The organism is Streptomyces sp. MMG1121, from assembly GCF_001280015.1.
Taxonomy (GTDB): domain Bacteria; phylum Actinomycetota; class Actinomycetes; order Streptomycetales; family Streptomycetaceae; genus Streptomyces.
Window position 1 is genome coordinate 21,134 of the sequence record NZ_LGDV01000013.1, and the last position, 20,213, is coordinate 41,346.

The following is a 20,213-nucleotide window of genomic DNA, read 5'->3' on the forward strand; positions in this document are numbered from 1 at the left end:
CGCGTGCGGTGGGACGGGAGTGTGGCCCGTGACGGATCAGGCGGTGGACACGGACGGCGTACGGCTGTCGGGGCACGAGGTCGCGCAAGACCATTTCCTGGGCCGTACAAGGGAGTTGAAGGAGCTGCGCGCCGACATCGAGCGCGCGGGCCTGGACACCATCTCCGGCCGGAAAGCCCCTCGCGCGCGCGTGCTCCTGATCGCCGGCCGCCCCGGCTCCGGCCGGACCGCGCTCGCCGAGGAACTCGTACGACAGGTCGCCGGCCGTTACCCCGACGGAGTGCTGCGCGCCCGGCTCGGCGAGCCCGACGGCACCCCCGTCCCGGTCGAGGACGCCGCCCGTGAACTGCTCGGCGCGCTGGAGCTGCCGGCCCCCGCCGGCGCCGCCGAGGACGAGCTGACCGAGGCTCTGCGCACCGCCCTCGCCGAGCGGCGCACGCTGCTCCTGCTGGACGACGCGGCCGGCGCCGAGCAGGTCGACGCGCTGCTGCCGGACGCCCCGGACTGCCTGGTGGTGGCCGTCTCCAAGGGCCCGCTCACCGGTATCGCGGACGTCCGCCCCTGTACCGTCGGCGGCCTCGACACCAAGTCCGCGGTGGAACTGCTCACCCGCTACACCGGCTCGGTCCGCATCACCGTCGACCCGCGCTCCGCCGAGAGCCTGGTCGAGGCCTGCCACGGCCACCCGACCGCACTGGTGCTGGCCGGCGGCTGGCTCGCCGCCCGCCCCAAGGCCGCCGTCTCCGACCTCGCCAAACGGCTGAACACGGCCACCGACGACGGTACGGACGGCACCCCGACGGCCCGGGTCTTCCGGTACGTGTACGACGAGCTGCCGGGCCAGGCCGCCCGGATCCTGCGGCTGCTCGCGCTCGCCCCGGCCGGGCTGGCCGACCCGCACACCGCCTCCGCCCTCGCCGGCTGTTCGGTCGCCGCCGCCCGCGCCACCCTGGACGAGCTCGCCGCCCTCGGCCTGCTGCGCACGCTGGAGTCCCCGCTGCCCCAGTACGAGGTCCCCGGCTGTCTGCACCCGCTGCTGCGCGCCCTCGCCGAGAGCCAGGAGCGGCCCGCCGAGCTCCAGCTGGCCCGCGCCCGGATGCTGGAGCGGACGGTACGGCTGCTGCAGTCCTGCCGGGCGATCACCGAGACGGACAGCCCGCAGGCCCGCGAGAAGCTGAGCGCGATGCCCCGCGAGGTGCGCTTCCCGACCCCCAGGGCGGCGGCCGACTGGCTGTGTGTCCGGCGGCCCGCCCTGCTGGCGTCCGCGCGGCTCGCCGTGGCCGACGGCGAGCTGGACACGCTCGCCCGGCGGCTGATGTCCCAGCTGGTCAGGGCCATGGTGGCGCATGAGGGCACCCAGGCCGCCGCGGCCGACCTGTACCGCGTGCACCGCCTCGTCCTCGATGTCGCCGAGCGGCGCGGGCTGCCCCGCGAGAAGGCCGCCGCCCTGCTGAACCTCGGCGACGTGGACGCCCAGACCGGTCGCACCCGGGACGCGCTGGCACGGTATCGGTCGGCGCTGGACGCCGGACGCCGGGCGAATGACCCGTATGCGACCAGCCGCGCGATGGAATCCGTAGGCGGCGCCTACCAGGAGCTGGAGGACTACGACCGGGCCGCCGACTGGTTCGGCCGGGCCCTGGCCGACCGGCTGGCCCGGGGCGAGCGCGAGCAGGCCGCCCGGCTGTATGGCCGGATCGCCACCGCCCACACCTACGCGGGGCGCTACGGCGAGGGCCTGCGGAACTGGCGGGCGGCCGTCGTCGGCTATCGCAAGGGCGGCGATGTCGCCGCGCACGCCCGGGCGTTGAGCGAGCTGGCCCGGGTGCAGGAGTACGCGGGACGGTTCGAGGAATCGCTGCGCACCTGTCAGGAGGCGGTGGAGTGGGCGCGGCGTGCCGAGGACGTCCGGCTGCAGGCCGCCCTGCAGCTCCGGCTCGCCGACACCCTGGAGCACCTCGGCGACCCCGCCGCCGCCCGACTGCACCGCGCGGCGGCCGAGCGCATGCTGGTTGAGGAGGCCCCGGAGGACGACACAAGGGTGGAACAGGACAGGGAAGCCTGCGAAATCCGTAGTACATCCAGTGAAGATTGATGCAATGAAAGGCTAGACAGGCGGAACACCTTCATTAAACTGGCTCTGCCGCGCTCTCCTGCGGTGTCTCCCGGTGTGCCCCCGCATGCCTGGGTATGTCTTGTAATGCACCCCCCATACCCTCTGAGCCAAGGACCGTGATCGACGTGAAGGTCGGTATCCCCCGCGAGGTCAAGAACAACGAGTTCCGGGTGGCCATCACCCCCGCCGGTGTGCACGAGCTGGTGCGCAACGGCCACCAGGTCGTCATCGAGCGGGGTGCCGGCGTCGGCTCCTCGATCACGGACGAGGAGTACGTCTCCGCCGGTGCCGCGATCCTCGACACCGCCGACGAGGTCTGGGCCGCCGCCGACCTGCTGCTGAAGGTCAAGGAGCCCATCGCGGAGGAGTACCACCGCCTGCGCAAGGACCAGATCCTCTTCACCTACCTGCACCTGGCCGCCTCCAAGGAGTGCACGGACGCGCTCATCGAGTCCGGCACCACGGCCATCGCCTACGAGACCGTCGAGCTGCCCAGCCGCGCGCTGCCGCTGCTCGCCCCGATGTCCGAGGTCGCGGGCCGCCTCGCCCCGCAGGTCGGCGCCTACCACCTGATGGCCCCGAACGGTGGCCGCGGTGTGCTCCCCGGCGGCGTCCCGGGCGTGACCCCGGCCAAGGCGGTCGTCATCGGCGGCGGCGTCTCCGGCTGGAACGCCACGCAGGTCGCCGTCGGCATGGGCTTCGACGTGACCCTGCTCGACCGCGACATCAACAAGCTCCGCGAGGCCGACAAGGTCTTCGGCACCAAGGTCAAGGCGATCATGTCCAACGCCTTCGAGCTGGAGAAGGCCGTCCTGGAGGCCGACCTCGTCATCGGCGCGGTCCTCATCCCGGGCGCCAAGGCCCCGAAGCTCGTCACCAACGAGCTGGTGTCCCGCATGAAGCCGGGAAGTGTTCTTGTCGACATCGCGATCGACCAGGGCGGCTGCTTCGAGGACTCCCGTCCCACCACCCACGCCGAGCCGACCTTCAAGGTGCACAACTCGGTCTTCTACTGCGTGGCCAACATGCCGGGCGCGGTGCCCAACACCTCCACCAACGCCCTCACCAACGCCACGCTGCCGTACATCGTGTCGCTGGCCAACAACGGCTGGGTCGAGGCGCTGCGCCGCGACGCCGCGCTCGGCAAGGGCCTCAACACCCATGACGGCAAGGTCGTTTACAAGGAGGTCGCCGAGGCCCACGGCCTGGAGCACGTCGAGCTGGCCTCGCTGCTCGGCTGATCCTCTGACCTGGTGAACCGCTAAGTCACCCTCAGGTAAAAGGCGATTCGTCAACACGGCTCGTCAACCCCGCGCGCCCGGCCGGACCTTGCCCGACAAGGTCCGGCCGGATGTGTGTATGGTCACTTTGCGACGCTCGGTCAACTCGCCTCGAACGTAACTCTTCGACCGATTCGCACACCGGTGAAACCTGCTGTGCGACGGCCGTACGCCCTTGACAGCGACATGTTTCATTGCCGACACATCCTGCCGGGTCCGGCGGATTGTGTTGCTGCGGACCGCCGACACGCCATAGAGTCGCCAACCGTCGGCATGGTGCCACGCTGACCTTGTCTAGAAGTTTCCTGGTCACCAAGGAGGTAAGACGACTTGTGAATGAGTCGACATTTTCTCCCGGGGGTGGTCAACCAGGAATGCCTGCACGGGGCCAGGGCTCCGCGGGATTCGAGGCTGTCGGCTCCGTCGCTGTGCGCACCTTCGCAGCCCACCAGAGTCCGGGTTCGCAGCCGGCCCGGACAGCACACCAGAGCATGGATGGCCATCACGTGAACGCCATGGCCGGCGACGGAAGTGGCGCGCCCCACAACCAACTCGCCGACTACGACGAACTGCCCCAGGGGCACTTCTACGACCCCGACGCCGAGTACGAGCCCGATCCGGAGTACGCGGCCACGCTCGCGCCCGACGCGGCCCGCCAGCGCCGCGAGCGCGTCGGTCCGACCGGACGCCCGCTGCCGTACTTCCCGATCCCCGGCCCGCTGACCGACCACGGCCCCGCGAAGATCATCGCGATGTGCAACCAGAAGGGCGGCGTCGGCAAGACGACGTCGACCATCAATCTGGGTGCCGCGCTCGCGGAGTACGGCCGGCGCGTGCTGCTCGTGGACTTCGACCCGCAGGGCGCGCTGTCGGTGGGTCTCGGCGTCAACCCGATGGAACTGGACCTCACCGTCTACAACCTGCTCATGGAGCGGGGCATGTCGGCGGACGAGGTCCTGCTGAAGACGGCGGTCCCCAACATGGACCTGCTGCCCTCCAACATCGACCTGTCGGCCGCCGAGGTCCAGCTGGTCTCCGAGGTCGCCCGCGAGTCGACGCTGCAGCGCGCCCTGAAGCCGCTGATGGACGACTACGACTACATCGTGATCGACTGTCAGCCCTCGCTCGGCCTGCTCACCGTCAACGCGCTCACGGCGGCGCACAAGGTGATCGTGCCGCTGGAGTGCGAGTTCTTCGCCCTGCGCGGTGTGGCCCTGCTGACCGAGACCATCGAGAAGGTCCAGGAGCGGCTCAACCCCGAGCTGGAACTGGACGGCATCCTCGCCACGATGTACGACTCGCGCACGGTCCACAGCCGCGAGGTCCTGGCCCGTGTGGTCGAGGCCTTCGACGATCACGTCTACCACACGGTCATCGGCCGCACGGTCCGCTTCCCGGAGACCACGGTCGCCGGCGAGCCGATCACCACCTACGCCTCCAACTCCGTCGGTGCCGCCGCCTATCGCCAGCTCGCCAGGGAGGTGCTCGCCCGGTGTCACGCCGAGTGAGTCTGCCCGGGGCCGACGAACTCTTCCGTACGACAGGCGGGACGGCGCTGCAGCCGTCGACTCCCCGCCGCGGCGCCAACGGTGAGGTCCGGGTGCCGGCTCCCGCGGGGGAGAGCGACGACGCTGCCGCCGCCGAGGACGCACCGCAGTCGGTGCCGGTCCAGGGCGGCGACGGCGAGGGCGCGGAGCACGTCGCGGCGGAGGCCGGACAGGCCGAGACCGGCGAGTCCCGCATTCGCCCGGCCCGGCGGCAGGCGGCGCAGGAGGGTTCTGCCGACGCCCAGCCGCGCAAGCGCGGGCGGGCCCCGGCCCGGCGGCCCAGCGGGCGCGAACGGCACGACGAGAAGATCACGGTCTACGTCTCCGCCGAGGAACTGATGGACCTCGAGCACGCGCGCCTGGTGCTCCGCGGCGAGCACGGGCTCGCCGTCGACCGCGGGCGGATCGTCCGCGAGGCGGTGGCGGTGGTCCTGGCCGACCTGGAGTCCCGCGGGGACGCGAGCATCCTCGTACGACGGCTGCGGGGGCGGTAGGGGTAGCCTGCGGAGGCCATGACCTCGAACGACGTTCCCCTCCCCGGCACCGGTGCCGGCCGTCGGCGCGCGCTGGGCCGGGGGCCGGGGACCGCACGGGTCCGGCCGGCCGAGGTCGTTTCGCCGGCCGAGGTCGTCACCGCGGCCGAGCCCGATGCACACGACGGCGCGCCACCGGACCGGGCGCCCGCGGCCACGCAACCGCAGGAACCGGGCGACGGCGTCTTCAAGGTCCGGCTCTCGAACTTCGAGGGACCCTTCGACCTGCTGCTCCAGTTGATCTCCAAGCACAAGCTGGACGTCACCGAGGTCGCGCTGTCCAAGGTCACCGACGAGTTCATGGCGCACATCCGGGCCATGGGACCCGACTGGGACCTGGACCAGACCACGGAGTTCCTCGTCGTGGCCGCCACGCTGCTCGATCTGAAGGCGGCCCGGCTGCTGCCCGCCGCCGAGGTCGAGGACGAGGCCGACCTGGCGCTGCTGGAGGCCCGGGACCTGCTGTTCGCGCGGCTGCTGCAGTACCGCGCCTACAAGCAGATCGCGGACATCTTCAACGGCCGCCTGGACGAGGAGGCCCGCCGCTACCCCCGTACCGTCGGCCTGGAACCCCAGTACGCCGAGCTGCTGCCCGAGGTCGTCATCAGCATCGGCCCCGAGGGCTTCGCCAGGCTCGCGGTCAAGGCGATGCAGCCCAGGCCCAAGCCGCAGGTCTACGTCGACCACATCCACGCCCCGCTGGTCAGCGTGCAGGAGCAGGCCGGGATCGTGGTCGCCCGGCTGCGCGAGCTGGGCGAGGCCAGCTTCCGGGCCCTGGTCGAGGACACCGACGACACCCTCACCGTGGTGGCCCGGTTCCTCGCCCTGCTGGAGCTGTACCGCGAGAAGGCCGTCGCCCTGGAGCAGGAGACCGCGCTCGGGGAGCTGCTGGTGCGCTGGACCGGCGGGGACACGGACACGGCGCCGAGGGTCACCGACGAGTTCGACCGGCCGCCCGAGGAGCCCAAGGAGGAGAAGAAGCCGTGAGCGAGCAGACCACGCAGACACCGGCCGGGCCGCGGGCCGTGGCCGGTCTCGCGCTCAAGCCCGCCCTGGAGGCGATGCTCATGGTCGTGGACGAGCCCGCGACCGAGGAGCACCTGGCGAAGCTGCTGGAGCGGCCCCGACGGCAGGTCGCGGACGCGCTGCGGGAGCTGGCCGACGAGTACGCCGTGCAGGGGCGCGGCTTCGAGCTGCGGTTCGTCGCGGGCGGCTGGCGCTTCTCCACGCGCGCGGAGTACGCCCCGGCCGTCGAGCGGCTCGTCCTGGACGGCCAGACCGCCCGGCTCACCCAGGCGGCGCTGGAGACCCTCGCCGTCGTCGCCTACCGCCAGCCGGTCAGCCGCAGCCGTGTCTCCGCGGTGCGCGGGGTCAACTGCGACGGCGTGATGCGCACCCTCCTGCAGCGCGGTCTGGTCGAGGAAGCGGGCGCGGAACCCGAAACAGGTGCGATCCTGTACAGGACGACGAACTACTTCCTGGAGCGGATGGGCCTGCGTGGCCTGGACGAGCTTCCGGAGCTCGCGCCCTTCCTCCCGGAGGCGGAGGCGATCGAGGCCGAGACCCAGGAAGGCGTGCCGTCGTTCGATCCGGACGCCCCGGACGCGGACGACGGTCCCACGACGGATATGCCTAATAGGACAACGACGGAATTTTGATGCGAAGCAGCGGCAGCGGCAAGAGCGGCGGGCGCGGTAACTACCGCGGAGCCGGCAACGACAGGGACCAGAAGCAGGGGCAGGGCCGTCCCCGCAAGCCCCGCCCGGAGGAGCGCCGCTACGACGTGGGCCCCGGGGCCACCCAGGACGGCCCCAAGGCCGGCCGGGGCGGCGCCGCGCGCGGGGGAGCCAAGGGCGGCCCGAAGAAGCCCCAGCAGGGCGGCCGTACGGCTCCGGCGCGCTCGCGTGAGTACGAGACGCGCGTCGAGGAGCGCAACCGGGAGCGCTACGCGGGCAAGAAGGACGTCAAGCTGCCCAAGACCTTCCCGGGCGCCGAGCAGGAGGGCGAGCGCCTCCAGAAGGTCCTCGCGCGCGCGGGCTACGGCTCGCGGCGGGCCTGCGAGGAGCTGATCGACCAGGCCCGGGTCGAGGTGAACGGCGAGATCGTCACCGAGCAGGGCAAGCGGGTCGACCCGGAGAAGGACGAGGTCAAGGTCGACGGCCTGACGGTCGCGACGCAGTCGTACCAGTTCTTCTCGCTGAACAAGCCCGCCGGAGTGGTGTCCACCATGGAGGACCCGGAGGGGCGCCAGTGCCTCGGTGACTACGTCACCAACCGCGAGACGCGGCTCTTCCACGTCGGCCGGCTGGACACCGAGACCGAGGGCGTCATCCTGCTCACCAACCATGGCGAGCTGGCGCACCGCCTCACGCATCCGAAGTACGGCGTGAAGAAGACCTACCTCGCGCACATCGTCGGGCCGATCCCGCGCGACCTGGGCAAGCGCCTGAAGGACGGCATCCAGCTGGAGGACGGTTACGCGCGTGCGGACCACTTCCGGGTCGTGGAGCAGACCGGCAAGAACTACCTGGTCGAGGTGGTCCTGCACGAGGGCCGCAAGCACATCGTGCGCCGCATGCTGGCCGAGGCCGGCTTCCCGGTCGACAAGCTCGTGCGCACCGCCTTCGGCCCGATCACCCTGGGCGACCAGAAGTCGGGCTGGCTGCGTCGGCTGTCCAACACCGAGGTCGGCATGCTGATGCAGGAAGTCGATCTCTAGGCGACTCCCTTGCGGTGATCACCATCCCCCTTTATTGTCAGCATGACGATAAAGGGGGATGGTGTGATGCCCAAGCAAGCCGCCACCGGGGCACTGATCGGTCTCGCCCTCGGGGACGCCCTCGGCTTCCCGACCGAGTTCAACGACGTGCCCTCGATCCTCGCCAAGTGCGGGCCCTGGCGGGAGATGGAGCTGCCGAAGCGGGCCTTCGTCTCCGACGACACGCAGATGACCCTGGCCGTCGGGCGGGCCCTGCGGACGGCCGTGGAACGCGGCCCCATCGGGCCCAAGCGGCTGGAGCGGCCGCTGCGCGAGGAGTTCGTGGACTGGTACCACTCGCCGGAGAACAACCGCGCCCCGGGCCGCACGTGCCTGACCGCGTGCGAACTCCTCACGAGGCAGGGCAGGATCTGGCAGGACGCCAGCCAGATCGGCTCCAAGGGCTGCGGTGCCAACATGCGCGTCGCCCCGATCGGGCTCGCCCCCGCGCTGAGCGGCGAACAGCGTGCCGGTGCCGCCCAGTTGCAGTCCGCGCTCACCCACGGCCATCCCACCGCGCTCGCCGCCTCCGACCTCACCGCGCACGCCGTCCACCTGCTGGCCCAGGGCACGGACCCGGCGGCCCTGATCGGGCACCTGCGCGCGTACGCGCACGACCACCGCACCTTCTACGACCACACCTGGCTAGGCGATCTGTGGACCCGCTCCCAGGACCCCGGTGCCGAACAATTCATCGCGCGGGGCTGGGACGAGTGCCTGGCCGTCCTCGACCGGCTCCAGGAGGCCGTGCGGACGGTCTCCCCGGAGGCCGACCCGTGCCTGGCCACCGGTGAGGGCTGGATCGCCGAGGAGGCCTTCGCCACCGGGCTGTTGTGTTTCCTGCTCTTCCCCGACGAGCCCGTCACCGCCTTGCGCCGGGCCGCGTGCACCGCCGGCGACTCCGACTCCATCGCCTGTCTCACCGGCGCCTTCGCGGGTGCCTGGCTGGGCGCGGACGCCTGGCCGGCGGACTGGGCCGGGCGGATCGAGTACCGAGGCGACCTTTTGGCGCTGGGAACGCTCTGGGACGCTTAGAACCATGATCGAAGACCTCGACCTCGCGCCCGTGGTCGCGGAACAGCCCGACCCGCTGCTGTTCGCGACCGTCTCCGGAGCCCACCTCTACGGCTTCCCCTCGCAGGACTCCGACGTGGACCTGCGCGGCGTCCATCTGCTTCCGGCCGCCGACCTCGTCGGCCTGCGCGAGCCGGAGGAGACGCGCTCGCGGGCCTGGGTGCGGTTCGGCGTCGAGCTGGACCTCGTCACGCACGATCTGCGCAAGTTCGTACGGTTGATGCTCCGCCGCAACGGCTACGTCCTGGAGCAGCTGCTCTCGCCCCTGGTCGTGCACACCGGCGACACGCACCGTGAGCTGGCCGCACTGGCCTCCGGCGTCGTCACCAGCCACCACGCCCACCACTACCGGGGGTTCGCGGTGACCCAGTGGCGGCTGTTCGAGAAGACCGGCGAACTCAAGCCGCTGCTCTACACCTTCCGGGTCCTGCTCACCGGCATCCACCTCATGCGCAGCGGCGAGGTCCAGGCCCATCTGCCCACCCTGCTGGACCAGGTCGACGCCCCCGGCTATCTGCCCGAGCTGATAGCCGCCAAGCGGGAGCGGGAGCACGGCAAGACCGACATCGCGCACGCACGCGTGGAGGCCGACGTGGAGCACCTGCACGCCGTCCTGGACGAGGCCCAGGCCACCTCATCCCTGCCCGACGCGCCCAGCACCTACGACGCCCTGCACGACTTCGTGATCCGCGTCCGCCTGGCGAACTGAGCGAGGGGGGTGCGGCAGGTCGGTCGGGGTGGGGTCCCGCGGGCCGAGTGCCGAGGTGCGGCGGGTGCGGAACAGGAAGTCGGCGACCACGGCGCTGTCCGGCTCCGGGGGGAGCGGGGTGCGGGACAGGGCCCGGTCCGTTTCCGCCGCCAGTCGGGTCATCCGGGTCTCGATCTCGGACCAGGAGACCTCGCCGCGCCGCACCGCGAGCAGCGGTTCGCGCTGGTCGCCGACGTCGAGGCGCAGTTCGCCGGTGCGCAGCAGGTCACGGGCGGTCATCAGCAGGCGGAGCAGATGCATGGCGTGCTTCCAGCGCGGGGCGCCCGTCGCGCGGACGTCGGCGTCCAGCTTGCGGCGCTGACCGAGGGCGTAGCGGGTGAAGGTGTCGTGGGCCCGCCGGGAGAGGAAGGCGCCGCGCAGGGAGAGCAGCTCCAGGCCGGTGTCGTCCGCGTGCTCCACCAGCGGCGAGTGCAGGCACTCCAGGATGTTCGGATTGCCGCGCAGCGCCAGCTCGCAGAACCGCTCCAGCTCCCAGGAGAACCGTTCCTCGTCCGGCCCCTCCACATGCGTCGGCGGCTTCTCGAACCGCCAGAACAGGGCGGTGGGGGCGAGGAACACCCCGCGCCGGTCGGTGTCGCTCGCCTCCGTCGCCAGCCCGAACGCCCGGGAGCCCATGACGCAGGCGTAGACCGTGTGATCCCGCACCAGGTGATCGTTCCGCATGTCCGGGAGCGTACGCGGACCCTCACGTCAGGCGGATCGAATTTCCCTCCACCTTGATCGACTTCGCCGGCAGCGGCCTGGTCGCCGGGCCGTGCGCCACCGCGCCGTCGGCGATGTGGAACTTGCTGCCGTGACACGGGCAGTCGATCGTGCCGTCCACGACCTTGCTCACCGTGCAGCCCTCGTGGGTGCAGATCGCCGAGAAGGCCTTGAAGTCGCCCTTCGACGGCTGCGTGACGACGACCTTCTCGTCCTTGAAGATCTTGCCGCCGCCCTCCGGGATGTCACCGGTCTTCCCCAGATCGGTGCCGCTGGCGCTGGTACCGCCACCCCCGCATGCCGTGAGGGGGGCGATCAGCACCGCCGCGCCCGTCACCAAAACCGTGCGCCGCTTCGTACCCTCGGCCATGGCGCCCTCCAAAGAGACGTTGAGATCGGTCGATACCGGATGATCCGCATCGTCTCAGTGATCGGGCGCCGTGCGCCCCGCCCGCACGGGCTGACTACGCTGGACGGACCAAGAACAGATCCGTATGTCAGCAAGGAGCAGCGCCGTGGCGGTACGAGCGGTCCGTGGGGCCGTCCAACTGGAGCGGGACGAGGCCGGGCACATGGACGAGCAGGTCGGAGCCCTGCTCACCGCGATCCTGGAGCGCAACGGGCTGAGTGCCGACGACCTCATCAGCATCTGGTTCACGGCCACCCCCGACCTGCACAGCGACTTCCCGGCCGCCGCCGCCCGCAAGCTCGGCATCGTCGACGTACCCCTGATCTGCGCCCAGGAACTCGACATCGCGGGCGCCATGCCCCGGGTCGTACGGGTCCTCGCCCACATCGAGTCCGACCGGCCCCGCGCCGACATCGCCCACGTCTACCTCGGCACCGCGGCCGCCCTGCGCAAGGACATCGCCCAGTGAGAACCGCACTCGTCATCGGAACCGGGCTCATCGGCACCTCCGCCGCCCTGGCTCTCGTCCAGCGCGGCGTCACCGTCCACCTCGCCGACCACGACCCCGAGCAGGCCCGTACGGCCGCCGCGCTGGGCGCCGGCACCGAAGAGGCCCCCGCGGGACCCGTCGACCTCGCGATCGTGGCCGCCCCGCCCGCACACGTGGCCGGCGTGCTCGCCGAGGCCATGCGCAAGGGCGTGGCCCGCGGCTACGCCGACGTGGCCAGCGTCAAGGGCGGCCCGCGCCGCGAGCTGGAGGCGCTCGGCCTGGACCTGTCGGCGTACATCGGTTCCCACCCCATGTCCGGCCGCGAGAAGTCCGGCCCGCTGGCCGCGACCGCCGACCTCTTCGAGGGCCGCCCCTGGGTGCTCACGCCGACCCGGGACACCGACACCGAGGTGCTGAACCTCGCCCTGGAGCTGGTCTCGCACTGCCGGGCCGTTCCGGTCGTCATGGACGCCGACGCCCACGACCGCGCCGTGGCCCTCGTCTCCCACATGCCCCACCTGGTGTCGAGCATGGTCGCCGCGCGCCTGGAGAACGCCGAGGAGGCCGCCGTACGGCTGTGCGGGCAGGGCATCCGGGACGTCACCCGGATCGCCGCCTCCGACCCCCGTATGTGGATCGACATCCTCTCCGCGAACCCCGGCCCGGTCGCCGACCTGCTCTGCGACGTCGCCGCCGACCTCGACGAGACCGTGCGGGCCCTGCGCGCCCTGCAGTCCTCCGACGAGGCCAAGCGGCACGAGGGCACCACCGGCGTCGAGGACGTGCTGCGCCGCGGCAACGCGGGCCAGGTGCGGGTGCCCGGCAAGCACGGCAGCGCGCCGCGCGTGTACGAGACCGTCGTCGTCCTCATCGACGACCAGCCCGGCCAGCTGGCCCGCATCTTCGCCGACGCGGGACGGGCCGGGGTCAACATCGAGGACGTGCGCATCGAGCACGCGACCGGGCAGCAGGCCGGTCTGGTCCAGCTCTCGGTCGAGCCGAAGGCGGCGGCCGTTCTGAAGGAGGCGCTGCGCGAGCGGGGCTGGGCGCTGCGGCAGTAGGGCACCCGTACGCGTCCGGACGAGTGACCCGCACCCAGTAACCTTGTGCGGGGCGCTCTCGCTCCCCGCATCCGCCCACACCGCACCAGGAAGGTGTCCCTCCGTGGAAAACGGCGCCGCCCCGACCGCCAAGCCCGTGATCGTCGCGATCGACGGCCCCTCCGGCACGGGCAAGTCGAGCACGTCGAAGGCCGTGGCCGCGCAGCTCGGCCTGAGCTACCTGGACACCGGCGCCCAGTACCGGGCGATCACCTGGTGGATGGTGAACAACAGCATCGACCTGGCCGACCCGACCGCCGTCGCCGCCGTCGCCGGCAAGCCGGAGATCGTCTCCGGCACCGACCCGGCCGCCCCGACCATCACGGTCGACGGCACCGACGTGGCCGGTCCGATCCGCACGCAGGAGGTCACCTCCAAGGTCAGCGCCGTCAGCGCGGTGCCCGAGGTGCGGACCCGGATCACCGAGCTGCAGCGCTCGATCGCCGCCGGCGCGGAGTACGGCATCGTCGTCGAGGGCCGGGACATCGGGACGACCGTCCTGCCGGACGCCGACCTGAAGATCTTCCTCACCGCCTCCCCGGAGGCCCGCGCGGCCCGCCGCAGCGGCGAGCTGAAGGGCGCCGACGTCCACGCCACCCGCGAGGCCCTGATCAAGCGGGACGCGGCCGACTCCTCCCGCAAGACCTCGCCGCTCGCCAAGGCGGACGACGCGGTCGAGGTGGACACCACCGAGCTGACTCTCGCCCAGGTCATCGATTGCGTCGTCACCCTGGTCGAGGAGAAGCGGGCCGGGAAGTGAGCCGTCCGTCCGCTCCTTCGGAGGGGCTGCCCTCGGAGAGAGGCGCCGAGGTCGGCCGGCGCATCGGCGTCGGCCTGATGTTCGGGCTGTTCAGGCCGCGCGTGCTCGGCGCCTGGAAGGTGCCCGCGACCGGCCCGGTGATCTTCGCGGTGAACCACTCCCACAACATCGACGGCCCGATGGTCATGGGCGTGGCGCCCCGGCCGACGCACTTCCTGATCAAGAAGGAAGCGTTCATCGGCCCGCTGGACCCCTTCCTGACCGGCATCGGCCAGGTCAAGGTGGACCGCACGACCACCGACCGCACCGCCATCACCCGGGCGCTCGGCGTGCTGGAGAACGGCGGCGTGCTGGGCATCTTCCCGGAGGGCACCCGGGGCGAGGGCGACTTCGCCGCGCTGCGCGCCGGGCTCGCCTACTTCGCCGTGCGCGGCGGCGCACCGATCGTGCCCGTGGCCGTCCTGGGAAGCTCCCGGGAGCGGGGACGGTTGATCAAGGCACTGCCCCCGCTGCGCTCCCGCGTCGACGTCGTCTTCGGCGACCCGTTCGACGCGGGCGACGGCAGCGGGCGGCGCACGCGCAAGGCGCTGGACGAGGCGACCGAGCGCATCCAGAAGCAGCTCACCAGCCACCTGGAAAACGCCAGGCGCCTGACCGGGCGCTAGGCGACACTTGAGTAGTGGATCAGCCCATGAAGGGCCGTTCCACCGATCACCACCAATGAACGACGAGGTACGGACTTCATGAACGACGACATCCAGCCCGACGACTCGGCCGCGCACGAGTACGAGCACGGGGCGCTCGGCGACGCCGAGTACGCGGAGTTCATGGAGCTCGCAGCGGTAGAGGGCTTCGACATCGAGGACGTCGAGGGCGCCATCGAGGCGGCGGGCCACGGCCCGCTGCCCGTGCTCGCCGTCGTCGGCCGCCCCAATGTCGGCAAGTCGACCCTGGTCAACCGGATCATCGGCCGCCGCGAGGCCGTCGTCGAGGACAAGCCCGGTGTCACCCGCGACCGTGTCACCTACGAGGCCGAGTGGGCGGGCCGCCGCTTCAAGGTCGTCGACACCGGCGGCTGGGAGCAGGACGTCCTCGGCATCGACGCCTCCGTCGCCGCCCAGGCGGAGTACGCGATCGAGGCGGCCGACGCGGTCGTCTTCGTCGTGGACGCCAAGGTCGGCGCGACCGACACCGACGAGGCGGTCGTACGGCTGCTGCGCAAGGCCGGCAAGCCGGTCGTGCTGTGCGCCAACAAGGTCGACGGCCCGAGCGGCGAGGCCGACGCGTCCTACCTGTGGAACCTGGGCCTCGGCGAGCCGCACCCGGTCTCCGCCCTGCACGGCCGCGGTACCGGCGACATGCTGGACGCCGTCCTGGAGGCGCTGCCCGAGGCGCCGGAGCAGACCTTCGGCAGCGCCGTCGGAGGTCCGCGCCGCATCGCGCTCATCGGCCGCCCGAACGTCGGCAAGTCCTCCCTGCTGAACAAGGTGGCGGGCGAGGAGCGCGTCGTCGTCAACGAGCTGGCGGGCACCACCCGCGACCCGGTCGACGAGCTGATCGAACTGGGCGGCGTGACCTGGAAGTTCGTGGACACCGCCGGTATCCGCAAGCGCGTCCACCTCCAGCAGGGCGCCGACTACTACGCCTCCCTGCGCACGGCCGCCGCCGTGGAGAAGGCCGAGGTCGCGGTCATCCTGATCGACGCCTGCGAGAACATCTCGGTGCAGGACCAGCGGATCGTCACGATGGCCGTCGAGGCGGGCCGCGCGGTGGTCCTGGCCTTCAACAAGTGGGACACCCTCGACGAGGAGCGCCGCTACTACCTGGAGCGGGAGATCGAGACCGAGCTGGGCCAGGTGGCGTGGGCCCCGCGTGTGAACGTCTCGGCACGCACCGGCCGCCACATGGAGAAGCTGGTCCCGGCGATCGAGACCGCCCTCGCCGGCTGGGAGACCCGTGTCCCCACCGGCCGGCTGAACGCCTTCCTCGGCGAGCTGGTCGCCGCCCACCCGCACCCGGTGCGTGGCGGCAAGCAGCCGCGCATCCTGTTCGGCACCCAGGCCGGCACCAAGCCCCCGCGCTTCGTCCTGTTCGCCTCCGGCTTCATCGAGGCGGGCTACCGCCGCTTCATCGAGCGCCGGCTGCGCGAGGAGTTCGGCTTCGAGGGCACCCCGATCCACATCTCGGTGCGGGTGCGCGAGAAGCGCGGCGCGAAGAAGAAGTAGTACGTCCACGACGCACAGGGGCGGCCCCCGACCACCAAGGTCGGGGGCCGCCCCTGTCGTGTGTCACATGCCCCGGCGCGGCCCCGGCGGCAGCGCCGCCGCCGGAACGTAGTGCATCCCGGTCTCCTGCTGCCGCCCGATCGTGCCGACCCGCTGCCACTGCGCCTGCGACTGCTGCCGTGCGCTGTAGGCCCCGGCGCTGTAGGCGCTGTACGAGCTGCTGAACGACCCCGAGCGGTGGCCTCCGTAAGAGCCCGTACCGCCCGGGAGATTCCCGAAGGCGCTGAACCCCAGCTCCTCCTCACCGCTGCGGTCGCCCGGCAGCGTGCGGAAGGTCTTGACCCACTCCGCGTAGAGCATGTCGTAGATCGGCGTGGCCGAGCATCCGCCGGAGGGCTCATGAGGAGCCCGGGCGGACGGAACGGAGACGAAGGCGGACCGGCGGGGAGGAGGAGTGTCGTATGCGTGCACGTATGTCCAAACGACAGCGCCTTTGAAGAGATACGGCCGCATATAGGGGCGCGAGGAACTGTGCGACAGGCCGCAATGCGCCGGTAGTCGCCCCAGCGCGGCAGCCCCCCTGGGTGAATGGATCACGTACCGGCAAGCGGAAGCGCCGCCGCGACCAGCTTGTCCTCCGCCGCGGCCTTGTCGAGAGACGACCGCAGCAGATCCTCCCGGGGCTGACGCCCGATCGACCCCACCGGCGCCGCGTACATCAGCACCTGCTGATGCTTGTTGGCCGCGGCCCGCCAGCTGTCCGTGACCTGGAGCGGCTGATGGGCCTGCCACCAGGCGACGGGCTGTCCGCCGGTCGCCGACGGCTGGAGCACCGCGTGCAGCTGGCCCACGGCGAGCAGCACCGACCAGCCGTGCAGCACCGGGGGAACGGACGTCAGCTCGGTCACCGGCATGAACCCCTGCTCGATGAGGAGCGGAAGGAAGTCGTCGCCGGTCCCGGAGGTACCCGGGCGCACGATCGGCGTGGTCGGTTCGACGACGAGCGCGGGGTGCAACTCGCCCTCGATCAGGACGAGTCCGCTGGTCACACCGAGCACCGCCTGCTCGGACGCGGCCTTGTGCGGTCCGCTGCCGGCGAGGTCACCGCCGACCCCGCCGATGGACCGGACGGCGCCCTGCAGCTGCTCCTCGGTGACCTGGACGACCTGGGAGGGCAGGCAGGTGGCGTGCGCGAAGGCGAGGACCGCGGTCTCGTCGCCGACGAACAGGACGGTGCTGGTGCGTTCCTGGTCGGAGTCGCCCGGGGTGCGGCAGGACGTGCAGTCGTAACTGCCCGGGGCGTTCTCTCCGGCGAGCAGCCGGTTGGCTTCTTCGTCGCCGATCTCTGCGCGTACGGCGTCACTCACGTCGAGCATGCGCGGCACGGTGGCTCCCTCGGGATGCGGTGCTGAGTCGGCCGGGTGGCTCCCGGCCGATGAGTCCCGGGGTCCCGGGCTCATGAAGAAGACAACGGACGTCCTGTGGTGGGAGTCACGCCCCGAGGGGGACCGGTTCGCACCAACCGCCGCACACGGTCACCAGGCGTGCGGAATCAGCCACTCACCGTCAACTCCCCGGCCAGTCAAGGAGCTTGAACGGGTGAAGTGAATCACAGATCGCTTCAGTGTTTGGTCGACAAATCAGGAAATCCGAGGATGTAGTGGGTGGCCGAAAATTGTCGTTACCAGTGGTAACTCTCAACTGGCCTGGAGCGACGGCGAGTTGGTTGATTTCAGCAGGTCGTCCTCCCTAGATTCCTCCGCCGTGTGCAACGAGCACCGCTCGGGTGCGTCCACCGCCCGGCACCGGCAGCACGACCGCCGGCACCGGTCACGGCGGACGGGGCGGGCGCGAGGAACCGCGGTCGTCCGCGGCGAGGCGCGCTCCGCCCGGGGGAACCCGGGTTCGTGGAGAGGGAATTACATGTCCGAGTGTGCCGATACCACCCGCAACACCGCCCGTCACGACGGCGGCCGCAAGGGCCGTACGACGGCCGCGCTCGCCGGAGCCGCGCTGCTCGCCCCCCTGGGGCTGCTGGCCGCGACCGGCAACGCCGCAGCGGCGGACAACGGGGTGTGGGACCGCATCGCCCAGTGCGAGAGCGGCGGCAACTGGCACATCAACACCGGCAACGGCTACTACGGCGGGCTCCAGTTCTCCGCCGGCACCTGGCGCGCGTACGGCGGCACCGCCTACGCCCCGACGGCCGACCAGGCCTCCAGGAGCGCGCAGATCGCCGTCGCCACCCAGGTCCAGCAGGCCCAGGGCTGGGGCGCCTGGCCGGTCTGCTCGGCCCGCGCCGAAGCCTATGGCGCGGCTCCCGCGGCCGACCACACCGGTTCGTCCGGTACGGCGGCCTCGAAGGGTGAGACGACGAAGTCCGCCCCGACCGAGCCCGCTCCGACCCGGTCCGCCCCGGCGCGGCAGTCGGAGCGACCCGCGACCCACTCGGGCCGCAGCGCCTCCCGCGGTGACTACACCGTCCGTGAGGGCGACACGCTGAGCGCCATCGCCGCCCGGCACGGGACCACCTGGCAGCGGATCTACGCCGCCAACGAGAAGGTCATCGGCGCCGATCCGAACCTGATCGTGCCCGGCCAGCGCCTGGCACTCTGAGCACCGAGCACCCCGCAGGACGGCCGCCGCCCACCGAGGGCGGCGGCTGTCGTGTGCTGAATCCGTGAAATTCCTATGCGGCGTCAGCTGTCCTGATATCGAGCTGGATTACGCGGATAATCCTGTCCGTGCCGCGCGCCGATCCGCGCTGCGGAGCTTAACGACGGGTAATTGGGGGCGGCGCCGCGACCGGCGCGCATTCTGTTCGATTGACTCGGCAAGCCGCGAGGAAACCCCCGTACGTGTGACGGAGTTCGGCGGAAACACGGGTCCGGAAGCTGTGACAGAAGTGTGACCGAGGGCGGATCGTCCTCTTACCTTGCTAGCGTAGCCGCATGGCACCGATTCCCACTCCGTCAGCGGAGCCCCAGGACAGTCCGGACGGGTACGTCGGTCTCGACGCCGCGCACGCCGAGCGGCTCGCTCGGCAGCGGGGCTGGGCGACGGTACGGTCGCTGCCGCCGGGCGCGATCATCACCATGGAGTACCGGGCGGGACGGCTGAACTTCGAGGTGCGCGACGGCCGGGTGGCCCGCGCCTGGAAGGGCTGAACGCCCCCGCGCACGAAGCGCCCCACGCACGAAGCGCCCCCACGCAGGGGAAAGGCCCCGCTCCCGAGGAGGGAGACGGGGCCTTCGCCGTGCTGCGGGGCTGTCGGGTCGGTCCGGGCGGGGGAGTGTGCGTACTGGCCCCCGCCGCGCCCGATGCGGCCTCAGCCTCCCGTGAGCGGGCGGGCCGGCTGCGACGTGCCGCGCGGGAGGCGGTCGGCGTGCGGCGGGCGGCGGCTGCCCACCGGGGTGACCGGGCTGCGTTCCGAACGGGTCGTGTGCGGGACCGGGGCCAGATGCGCGAGCCCACGGGAGGCGCGGGTCGAGGCGACCGGCTCGCGCGCCGGGCTCGGCTGCCCGGCCGGAGCACCGCGCGGCTTGAGCACCACCGGGGTGACCGGTACGGCCGGTTCGGCCACGGGCCGGGTGCGGCGGGCCCGCCAGCGGTCGCGCAGATCGAACAGCGCGGTCTCGGTCCTGGCGATCAGCGGCTCGAACCACGGCAGCGCGAGCAGGATCAGCAGGCCCGCGGCCCAGCCCAGCAGCACGTCGCTCAGCCAGTGCGTACCGAGGTAGACGGTGGTCATGCCGACGCCGAGCGAGGTGACCGCGGACACGGCCGACAGCCAGCGGCGGGCCCGCGGGGTGGAGGCCAGATACGCCAGGATGCCCCAGGTCACGACCGCGTTGGCGGTGTGGCCGCTGGGAAATATATCGCCGCCCCGCATCATCTCGTTCGAGCCGATCACGGTCGCGTAGTGCGGACCGAGGCGCCCCATGCCGTACTTGGCGGCGCCGACCGTGATGTTCAGCAGCAGCAGCGAGGTGGCCAGGGTCAGCAGCGGACGCAGCGTGTGCTGCCGCCAGGAGCGCCAGCCGAGCCAGGCCGCGACCATCACGGCGGTGGGGCCGCGCTGGCCGAGCACCACGTAGTAGTCGAGGAAGGCGTGGATCTGCGGCCACTGCTGGTACGGCCGGAAGAACATGACCTGCCAGTCGAGCCGGACCAGCCAGGACGTGATCACGACGGCCCACACGATCGCGAGGTAGAAAGCCAGGGTCGCCGTGAACAGAACGACCCGGTGCCGGCTCATCCTCGGCACATCGATGTGGGCCGGTCGTTCCGGCTCACGGTCGAGTCTGGCGAACACCCGGTCCAGACGCCGAGTGAGGTTTCGTTCAGTACGCACCCAATCGACGTTACAGCGAGTGAGCTGTGAACCCCGTCGAAACTGCGGCTTTGTGATGACGATGTGATGTGGCAAACCTCTCAAGGGTGGCTTGAA

General features: G+C 71.5%; 21 protein-coding genes. 16 read left to right on the top strand and 5 right to left on the bottom strand.

The window, feature by feature from the left end; all coding sequences use genetic code 11:
- Positions 1–28 precede the first annotated feature (28 nt).
- From ADK64_RS03220 to ADK64_RS03260, 9 genes are all read left to right on the top strand, one after another.
- Positions 29–2,095 (top strand): tetratricopeptide repeat protein, encoded by a 2,067-nt coding sequence (locus ADK64_RS03220; RefSeq protein ID WP_053654619.1) that lies wholly within the window; start codon positions 29–31, stop codon positions 2,093–2,095.
- 146 nt (positions 2,096–2,241) lie between these two features.
- Positions 2,242–3,357 (top strand): alanine dehydrogenase, encoded by a 1,116-nt coding sequence (ald, locus tag ADK64_RS03225; RefSeq protein WP_199829475.1) that lies wholly within the window; start codon positions 2,242–2,244, stop codon positions 3,355–3,357.
- Between the two features lie 413 nt (positions 3,358–3,770).
- Entirely contained in the window at positions 3,771–4,904 is a 1,134-nt protein-coding gene (locus ADK64_RS03230; protein WP_078992466.1) for a ParA family protein, read from the top strand.
- Positions 4,889–5,437 (top strand): hypothetical protein, encoded by a 549-nt coding sequence (locus ADK64_RS03235; protein WP_078992467.1) that lies wholly within the window; start codon positions 4,889–4,891, stop codon positions 5,435–5,437. The genes ADK64_RS03230 and ADK64_RS03235 overlap by 16 nt, the downstream gene beginning before the upstream one ends.
- 18 nt (positions 5,438–5,455) lie before the next feature.
- A complete protein-coding gene (locus tag ADK64_RS03240) occupies positions 5,456–6,463 on the top strand; it encodes a segregation and condensation protein A (RefSeq protein ID WP_053654623.1) in 1,008 nt (335 codons plus the stop codon).
- Positions 6,460–7,134 carry an SMC-Scp complex subunit ScpB gene (scpB, locus tag ADK64_RS03245; protein WP_053654624.1) on the top strand — a complete coding sequence of 225 codons (675 nt, stop codon included), beginning with the start codon at positions 6,460–6,462 and terminating at the stop codon, positions 7,132–7,134. The genes ADK64_RS03240 and scpB overlap by 4 nt, the downstream gene beginning before the upstream one ends.
- Positions 7,134–8,195, top strand: a complete 1,062-nt coding sequence (locus tag ADK64_RS03250) for a pseudouridine synthase (RefSeq protein WP_053654625.1) — start codon at positions 7,134–7,136, stop codon at positions 8,193–8,195. The genes scpB and ADK64_RS03250 overlap by 1 nt, the downstream gene beginning before the upstream one ends.
- A 66-nt stretch (positions 8,196–8,261) precedes the next feature.
- On the top strand, positions 8,262–9,269 hold the full coding sequence (locus tag ADK64_RS03255) for an ADP-ribosylglycohydrolase family protein (protein ID WP_078992468.1): 1,008 nt from the start codon (positions 8,262–8,264) through the stop codon (positions 9,267–9,269).
- 4 nt (positions 9,270–9,273) lie between these two features.
- Positions 9,274–10,017, top strand: coding sequence for a DNA polymerase beta superfamily protein (locus ADK64_RS03260; RefSeq protein WP_053654627.1), 744 nt, complete (start codon positions 9,274–9,276; stop codon positions 10,015–10,017).
- Here the strand turns inward: ADK64_RS03260 and ADK64_RS03265 are convergent.
- Both ADK64_RS03265 and ADK64_RS03270 read right to left on the bottom strand, forming a co-directional pair.
- Entirely contained in the window at positions 9,943–10,740 is a 798-nt protein-coding gene (locus tag ADK64_RS03265) for a DNA polymerase beta superfamily protein (protein WP_078992469.1), read from the bottom strand. The genes ADK64_RS03260 and ADK64_RS03265 overlap by 75 nt on opposite strands.
- Positions 10,741–10,762: 22 nt before the next feature.
- Entirely contained in the window at positions 10,763–11,149 is a 387-nt protein-coding gene (locus ADK64_RS03270) for a Rieske (2Fe-2S) protein (protein WP_053654628.1), read from the bottom strand.
- Positions 11,150–11,294: 145 nt separating this feature from the next.
- Between ADK64_RS03270 and aroH the strand changes: the two genes are divergently transcribed.
- The 5 genes from aroH to der all read left to right on the top strand — a co-directional run bounded on the left by aroH (position 11,295) and on the right by der (position 15,763).
- The gene (gene aroH, locus ADK64_RS03275; protein WP_053654629.1) at positions 11,295–11,657 is read left to right on the top strand and encodes a chorismate mutase; all 363 of its coding nucleotides are present in this window, start codon (positions 11,295–11,297) and stop codon (positions 11,655–11,657) included.
- Positions 11,654–12,739, top strand: coding sequence for a prephenate dehydrogenase (locus ADK64_RS03280; RefSeq protein ID WP_053654630.1), 1,086 nt, complete (start codon positions 11,654–11,656; stop codon positions 12,737–12,739). Before aroH ends, ADK64_RS03280 begins: the two co-directional genes overlap by 4 nt.
- A 103-nt stretch (positions 12,740–12,842) precedes the next feature.
- Positions 12,843–13,538 carry a (d)CMP kinase gene (gene cmk / locus ADK64_RS03285; protein ID WP_053654631.1) on the top strand — a complete coding sequence of 232 codons (696 nt, stop codon included), beginning with the start codon at positions 12,843–12,845 and terminating at the stop codon, positions 13,536–13,538.
- Complete coding sequence (locus tag ADK64_RS03290) at positions 13,496–14,203, top strand: lysophospholipid acyltransferase family protein (RefSeq protein WP_078992470.1); 708 nt, start codon at positions 13,496–13,498, stop codon at positions 14,201–14,203. Before cmk ends, ADK64_RS03290 begins: the two co-directional genes overlap by 43 nt.
- A gap of 78 nt (positions 14,204–14,281) precedes the next feature.
- A complete protein-coding gene (gene der / locus ADK64_RS03295; RefSeq protein WP_053654632.1) occupies positions 14,282–15,763 on the top strand; it encodes a ribosome biogenesis GTPase Der in 1,482 nt (493 codons plus the stop codon).
- A 63-nt stretch (positions 15,764–15,826) separates the two neighbouring features.
- On the opposite strand, the gene ADK64_RS03300 is transcribed toward der, so the two are convergent.
- Together ADK64_RS03300 and ADK64_RS03305 are read right to left on the bottom strand one after the other, a co-directional pair.
- Positions 15,827–16,234, bottom strand: a complete 408-nt coding sequence (locus ADK64_RS03300; RefSeq protein WP_053654633.1) for a hypothetical protein — start codon at positions 16,232–16,234, stop codon at positions 15,827–15,829.
- 122 nt (positions 16,235–16,356) lie between these two features.
- A complete protein-coding gene (locus ADK64_RS03305; RefSeq protein ID WP_053654634.1) occupies positions 16,357–17,148 on the bottom strand; it encodes a hypothetical protein in 792 nt (263 codons plus the stop codon).
- A gap of 538 nt (positions 17,149–17,686) precedes the next feature.
- On the opposite strand from ADK64_RS03305, the gene ADK64_RS03310 reads away from it, so the two are divergent.
- Together ADK64_RS03310 and ADK64_RS03315 are read left to right on the top strand one after the other, a co-directional pair.
- Complete coding sequence (locus ADK64_RS03310; protein ID WP_053654635.1) at positions 17,687–18,379, top strand: transglycosylase family protein; 693 nt, start codon at positions 17,687–17,689, stop codon at positions 18,377–18,379.
- 335 nt (positions 18,380–18,714) lie between these two features.
- Positions 18,715–18,930, top strand: coding sequence for an I78 family peptidase inhibitor (locus tag ADK64_RS03315; RefSeq protein ID WP_053654636.1), 216 nt, complete (start codon positions 18,715–18,717; stop codon positions 18,928–18,930).
- A 161-nt stretch (positions 18,931–19,091) separates the two neighbouring features.
- Here the strand turns inward: ADK64_RS03315 and ADK64_RS03320 are convergent, their stop codons facing one another.
- Positions 19,092–20,117: a phosphatase PAP2 family protein gene (locus tag ADK64_RS03320; RefSeq protein WP_053654637.1), complete on the bottom strand. Its 1,026-nt coding sequence runs from the start codon at positions 20,115–20,117 to the stop codon at positions 19,092–19,094.
- Positions 20,118–20,213: the final 96 nt, after the last annotated feature.